Raw genomic sequence first — 6,720 nt, forward strand, 5'->3', positions numbered from 1 at the left:
CCCGCAGCCCATCCGAACTGGGCAACAGCAGCGCAAGCAACTCCCACTGCTTGTCCGTCAACACCTCAAACCTATTAACAACGTCTGCCACAGCGAAGAGTCTGCAGCACAACACCCCAAATCATTGGGAGACACGCCCTAGTACTGGTGGACCGGCACGTACTCGTCCACCGCGCGAGGCCGGCCGATGAACGCCGTCTCGGACGAGATCGTGACCAGCATCAGTTCGATGCTCGTCCCTCCGGTCGACAGAAGAATGCGATCGCCCAGCGCATTCGGCCGGACTATCGACAAGTCCGGTTCGGCACCGGGCCACTGGCTCGGTTCTCCGTAGAGATAGATCGCGGTGACCCCGGCGCGGGGCGGCAGCGCGTCGACGCCGTCGAACACGACCGTGTTGAACCTGTTGTCGGACTGCGGATTGTGGCCGGCGATCCGCAACCGGTCGAGTGTGGCGATGGAGTCGATCAACGACGACCACGCGTCGGGCCGATCGGTGTGGATGAGCACCCGGGCGCCGGTCGCGACAGCGCGGAACACCAGTTGCTGGGCGAGATACAACTCGCCCGCCACGTAGACCATGCCGACGCCGGGACCTGCGATGCGGGCGGTGATTCCGTGCCCGTGGTCGTCGGAGCCGATGAGCTGACCGCACCCCGCAGGCGGCAACTGCAGCGCACGCAGGTCCTCGACGGACATGTCGGTCAACGGCATCACGTCGTCGAGATCCGGCATCGCGACGGGAAGATTGGACAGCAGTCCGTCCCGGTGCCTGCCCCGCATCGAGACGAGCCCGGGAATCGTGAGCGGCTCGGGCATCGTCCGGGTGGTGACCCGGCAGGCCGCGCCGACCTTCACCTGACCGTCGTGTCCGCTGGGGCGCAGCCGGATCGTCACGGTCGTACCGAGGCTCGACGGAACCCAGAGCTTCGCGAGCAGGTCTCGTGTCAGGTAGCGCGGACCGACGCCGTAGCCGGTGTTGCGCACTCCGGGCAGCGGTGCATGCTTCCACGTCTCAGTGAAGGTCTTCGGATCGACGCCCCGACTGATCTGCAGCGCTGCGGATTCGATCTCCGGTGCGGTGAGAATGCGCGCGCGGCCACGCGGCTTGCCGCGATCGTGATCGCGCGCGACACGCCTTCCTCGCCGCCGCCACGCCGCGCCACGGCAGCGACACCCTCGGTGGCGTCGAATCGCAGGGCGAGCCAGACCATCCGGGTCGCCGTCGCCGGGAGCGGACCGACCAGCCTGTCGTACACATCGGTGGCGGGGGAGCCCGCCGCGGCGCGATAACCGTGGCTGACGATGTCGATTCCGGCCAGCGAGATGTCGTACTGCACGAGACGCGCGGCGAGCTTCCCGGCGTATCGGTTCGGGTCACCGAATCATTGACCTCGAGGACCGCGACGCCTATCTGGGCAGGCCCGCATCAGAGTGTGCGGGAGCAGACGCCGGAGAGGGTGGACGCATTGCATTGTCGGGCGCGATCGTAAGAGGCGTCGCTGCCCGATCAGGAAAGATGTTGCGGGAGAGCGCCTGCTGGTGCGATGTATCGGGTCTACAACGATCGCGTTCGGGTTTGCGGGAGCGGCGGGGCGCGGCCGGATGGTCGACGACGCGGCCCTGGGCGGGTCGCAGTGGTGTGGGTCATGTGGCGAGATCGATTGCCCGGCCCGCTTGCGGACTCCCTCCGAAGCTAAATGTCGGAGGTCGGCGTTACAGTCGAGGTCCTGCGAGACCAGCGCGGCACATGCTTGGGGGAGTTTGATGGACGACGTCATGGCACGGCTGGCATCGTTGTCCGGCCGGTTCTCTCCGCCGAGGTCGAAGCAGAATCATCACCAGCTTCGGGGCGATGCCGCCGCACGGTTCGGGAAGGGATGATCGGTGAGCATCTGGGGCGATCGCGGGTCTTCTCGGAACGCGACGGTGCTCGCCGCTCGTGAATTGGGCCCGGCGTGACCGGGTCGGTATCGGCCGTGCCGCGGCAGTTCTCGTTCACCACCCGCGCGTACATGGCGGTCGACGACGCGACCGGCGAGCACATYGGGCTCGACGACGTGGATATCCGGGTGGGGTGGCTGCTCGATCTGATTGCCGCGGCCGGCGGCGAGTTGGTGTCGCGGTTGTGGCATCCGGCGACGTTCGATGTGCTCGCCGCCGGCCGTGACCGCCAGGACCGCAGGCTGCCCACACAAGGTCACGTCGCCGCGGCCCGCCTCGGCTGGACCCCGCGATACCCGGACGGGGCTTATGTGCCGTCGCGGGTGACCCGGGTGGTGACCGCGCAGGTGATGGCGACCTTGCGGACCCTGACCTACCGTGATTCCGCGATTACGGCGTTGTCGGCTCGATTCGACCCAGCCACGGGATCTTTGGCGCCGCCGACAGGGTCGGCAGAGTACGTGCCACCGGGTTTCGCTCGGGGCGTGCAACGTCAGCTCGCCGCCCGCGCCCGCCGCGACGGTGGGGCACCGGCCGGCCGGGTGCGGATCACCGACCTGCAGGAACCACCGCAGACGAGCGCGATGGCCCGACTCTCGGCGGCCGATCGGCAGCTCGCGCGGATCACCGCGGCCGACCGTGAGCTGATGTTGACGGTGAAGCTGCCCACCTCCCCGGCGCCGGCGGTGCGGGCGCAGTGGCGCAGTATCCGACTGACCGCAGCCATCCCCGAGCACCTGCGCGGCAGGACGATCACCGACTGGCATCTGCCGACCCTGGTCCTCGACCGCCGGGGTCTGTTGTGGCGGTGCGCGGGGACCGAACTCGCCCCTGCAGCCGATCTGATGGCCGGCACGGTCGCGGTGGGGGTCGACTGGTCCCCGACAAGTCTGGGTGCCGCCGCCATCACCGCCGACAACCCCGAGGGGCTGGTGTCGGATTACCGGGGCTGGACCTACGACGACCGCGGCCTCGGAATCAAACTGGCCCGCCTACAGGCCGAAGGGCAGCTGCTGCACGGCAAGGCGGCCCGGTTGACACGGCTGGCCGCCACCGCCCCACCCGAGGTCCGCGCCCAGCTGGAGGAGAAGATCGCCGTCCTCGACACCCACCGCACCGCGGTGGGTGTCAAGAGGGGCAAGATCAACCGGGAACTGGCGTTCCACTTCGCCCGCCAGGTCACCGACTACGCCGCCGCCGCCCACGCGCAGGTGATCGCGGTCGAGGATCTCACCACGCTCGAGACCCGCGGGCATGGCCGGGTCAACAACAATCGGGCGGCGCAGTCCGCCCGCCGCCAAGCGACCGCCGCCCTCGCGCACACCGCCGCCGGTGTGGGCATCGCGGTGGTCTCGGTGCCGGCCCGGGGATCCTCCGCATGGTGTCCGGGCTGCGACCAACCACTTGCACGCCCCGGCGGTTACCACACCGCGTGGTGTTCACGCTGCCGGGTCGGCGGCAACCGCGACCACGTGGCGGGGGTGAACCTGGCCAAACGGGCGTTGCTCGGCAAGAACAAGGTCACCCGTCGGCGTGGGCAGTTGCCCGCGGTCCGGGTGGCCGAGCATGCGCCGGTGCGCCAGTGCCGCGACAAACACGCTCCCACCCCGAGCAGACCACGGCACCGCCGGGTCCGCCGCAGCCGGCCCACCGTGACACCACGGTTGGGGGTGACTCCGAAACAGCATGTTCCTGCATCACAAGCGTCGGTGTGGGACACGGTCAAACCCACACCACCGCACGGTGATGCGGGTAGCCGTGACACACGTACATCTCCCACGCCCGCCGCACCAGTGGCAGACAGTACGAGATCTACGTAGACGCTACGTCAACGGTCTCGTTACCACTGCGCAGGCGAAGTGGGACAACGCCCTTGACGATCTGCTCCAGGTTCTGCAGACAAGCTCGAAGGTCGTCCAGGAGGGCGCCGTCGACATGCAGACCGCGGAAGACCGGAACGCCGCGGCCTGCTCTGATCCTCACGAGACACGTCGAGTGCCCCAGCAGTTGCTGGGGCACTGTGGTCTCGGACGGTGGATCGAGCGATCAGTCGGCGGGCGGTATCAGCCGGCTGAGGACGACGCTGCTCTTGGTCTGAAGGACAGCTGGCTCCGACCGCAGGTTCTCCAACGTGCGTTCGAGGTGCGCCGTGTCGGTGGTGCGGACGCGGAGGAGGGCGTTGGCATCGCCGGTGACGGTGTATGCCTCCTGAACCTCGGTGTGACGAGACACGATCCGTGCGATCTCGACAGCCGACGTGCGACCGCTGCAGTACAACTCGACAAACACCTCGACGCCGTGGCCGAGAGCACGCGGATCGAGCGCCGCATGGAATCCGGTGATCACTCCGGACTCGACCAGTCGATCGACCCGACGCTTCACGGCGGGTGCGGAGAGCCCGACCTCGGCGCCGATGATGGCGAAGCTGGACCGTGCATTGCGCTCAAGCCGCGCAACGATCCGCCGATCGAGCCCGTCCAGACGCAACGAATCATCCATGTGATGGAACGCTAGCGCATTGATCAGGCCTTTTGGTGGGTGGATACTGATTTCACCGACACCAATCGAGGGGGAGTGGAGATGGCGCCCACTGCTGGTATCGAGTCCGAGAGCCCGTACGAGGAGACGGCAGAGGTGCCGGGCGACGCCGCCCGCGTCCTACGGCATGCTCACTCGCGGAGTTACCTGATGTGCCCGCCCACGTATTTCGACGTCGTCTATGCCATCAACGACTGGATGCGGCCCGAGGAACCCGTGGACCGCGATCGTGCGATGTCGCAGTGGTCGGCGCTCGCAGACACGTACCGGCGACTCGGACACGAGGTCCTCACGATCGACCCTGTCGAGGGGCTCCCGGACATGGTGTTTGTCACTGACAGCGGACTCGTCGTCGACGGTGTCGCGCTCGGCGCCCGCTACCGGTCCGCCGAGCGGCGGGCCGAGTCCGAACACGTGTTCCGGTGGTTCCTGGACAACGGGCTGGTCAGGCCCACCCTGCCGCAGTATGTCAACGAGGGGGAGGGCGACTTCCTCGTCGTTGGTGACGTGATCCTCGCCGGAACCGGATTTCGGTCCGACCCGCGGTCACACGCCGAGGCCTCGGCTCATCTCGGCCGCCCGGTGATCACGTTGAACCTGGTGAATCCCCGCTACTACCACCTCAACACCGCGCTGGGTGTGCTCGACGACTCGACCATCGCCTACCTGCCGGCGGCGTTTGCGCCGGACAGTCGCGCTCTGCTCGAGCAGATGTATCCCGACGCGGTGATCGCGGCCGAGACGGACACCGACTGGCTCGGACTGAACCTGGTCAGCGACGGTGCCAATGTGGTACTACCCGTGCAGGCTTCGCGCCTTATCGACCAGTTGTCCGCCCGCGGGTACGAGCCCGTGCCGGTCGACTATTCGGAGTTCCTCAAATCCGGTGGCGGAATCAAGTGCAGCACTTTGGAGCTCCGCGGCTTCCGTGGGCTCCGGGTCGTGGAGGATCAGGGGTGACCAGCAATGTCGGACGGTGTCGTTTCCGTGTCGGATGCCACGCGTGAGCAGCTGAGCAGGGCCGACGAGCACAGCGCACGCAACTACTCGCCGCTGCCGGTCGTGATCGAGTCGGGCGCGGGCTCGTGGGTGAAGGGAATCGACGGCGTCGACTACCTGGACGTCCTCGCCGGATACTCGGCGCTCAATTTCGGCCACGCACACCCCACTCTCGTCCGGGTGGCACGCGAACAACTCGGCCGGCTCACCCTGACCAGCCGCGCCTTCCAGCACGATCGGTTCGCGTCCTTCTGTGAGGACCTGAGCCGGCTGTGCCGGAAGGACGCCGTACTGCCGATGAACACGGGCGCCGAAGCCGTGGAGACCGCGCTGAAACTGGCCCGCAAATGGGGTTACGACGTCAAGGGAGTGCCACCGGGGCGTGCCGAGGTGATCACGTGCGCCGGGAACTTCCACGGTCGCACCATCTCGATCGTCGGGTTCTCGTCCGATCCGGACGCGTACACCGGGTTCGGTCCGTTCCCGCCGGGCTTCGCGTCCGTCGAATACGGGAACGCGGACGCGTTCGAGGCCGCGATCACCGAGAACACCGTGGCGGTGCTCCTCGAACCGATCCAGGGGGAGGCCGGAGTGCTGGTGCCACCGCCCGGCTACCTCGCGGCGGTCCGGGACATCTGCACCCGTCGCGGGATCCTGATGATCGCCGACGAGATCCAGAGCGGGCTCGGGCGGACCGGCGACACGTTTGCGTGCGACCACGAGAACGTGACCCCCGACGTGTACGTCCTGGGCAAGGCGCTCGGGGGTGGTCTGATGCCGGTTTCCGCCGTCATCGCCGACTGGCCGGTGATGGCGGTGATCGGCCCCGGACAACATGGAAGCACGTTCGGGGGCAACCCCCTCGCCTGCGCGGTCGGGAGCGCCGTCGTGGACCTGCTCGAGACCGGCGAGTATCAGCAGCGAAGCCGTGACCTGGGCGCCTACCTGCACAGCATGCTGGCGCAACTGCCCCCCGACCACGTCTCGGAGGTGCGTGGCCGCGGACTGTGGGCCGGTGTGCAGCTGGCCGACGGTATGCCGTCCGCTCGAACGATCTGTGAAAGACTTCTGGCACGCAGGGTCCTCGCGAAGGACGCGCACGAGGGAACGATCCGCATCGCCCCGCCGCTGGYGATCGAACGGGACGAGCTGACGTGGGCGGTCGAACAGCTCGCCGATGCGCTCGCCGAGTGAGTTTTGACCCTGGGCCTCACCGACCGGTATTGTTCTCCGTTGGCG

6 protein-coding genes are annotated in these 6,720 nt (G+C 67.7%); 3 read left to right on the forward strand and 3 right to left on the reverse strand.

From position 1 onward, the window contains the following. Nucleotides 1-138: 138 nt before the first annotated feature. A complete protein-coding gene (locus tag AC1D1G_RS39510) occupies nt 139-987 on the reverse strand; it encodes a S8/S53 family peptidase (protein WP_477956313.1) in 849 nt (282 codons plus the stop codon). Further along, nucleotides 948-1,214 carry a type VII secretion protein EccE gene (locus tag AC1D1G_RS39515; protein ID WP_477956316.1) on the reverse strand — a complete coding sequence of 89 codons (267 nt, stop codon included), beginning with the start codon at nt 1,212-1,214 and terminating at the stop codon, nt 948-950. Before AC1D1G_RS39515 ends, AC1D1G_RS39510 begins: the two co-directional genes overlap by 40 nt. 801 nt (nt 1,215-2,015) lie before the next feature. Here AC1D1G_RS39515 and AC1D1G_RS39520 point away from each other — a divergent pair. Further along, nucleotides 2,016-3,764, forward strand: a complete 1,749-nt coding sequence (locus AC1D1G_RS39520; RefSeq protein ID WP_477956317.1) for a zinc ribbon domain-containing protein — start codon at nt 2,016-2,018, stop codon at nt 3,762-3,764. A gap of 226 nt (nt 3,765-3,990) precedes the next feature. Here the strand turns inward: AC1D1G_RS39520 and AC1D1G_RS39525 are convergent, their stop codons facing one another. Further along, on the reverse strand, nt 3,991-4,443 hold the full coding sequence (locus AC1D1G_RS39525) for an Lrp/AsnC family transcriptional regulator (RefSeq protein WP_280782647.1): 453 nt from the start codon (nt 4,441-4,443) through the stop codon (nt 3,991-3,993). Between the two features lie 81 nt (nt 4,444-4,524). Between AC1D1G_RS39525 and ddaH the strand changes: the two genes are divergently transcribed. Continuing rightward, nucleotides 4,525-5,442, forward strand: coding sequence for a dimethylargininase (gene ddaH / locus AC1D1G_RS39530; RefSeq protein ID WP_477956314.1), 918 nt, complete (start codon nt 4,525-4,527; stop codon nt 5,440-5,442). Between the two features lie 6 nt (nt 5,443-5,448). After that, complete coding sequence (rocD, locus tag AC1D1G_RS39535; RefSeq protein ID WP_477956315.1) at nt 5,449-6,675, forward strand: ornithine--oxo-acid transaminase; 1,227 nt, start codon at nt 5,449-5,451, stop codon at nt 6,673-6,675. Nucleotides 6,676-6,720 lie beyond the last annotated feature (45 nt).

It is taken from the genome of Rhodococcus sp. P3_B8 (assembly GCF_056402775.1).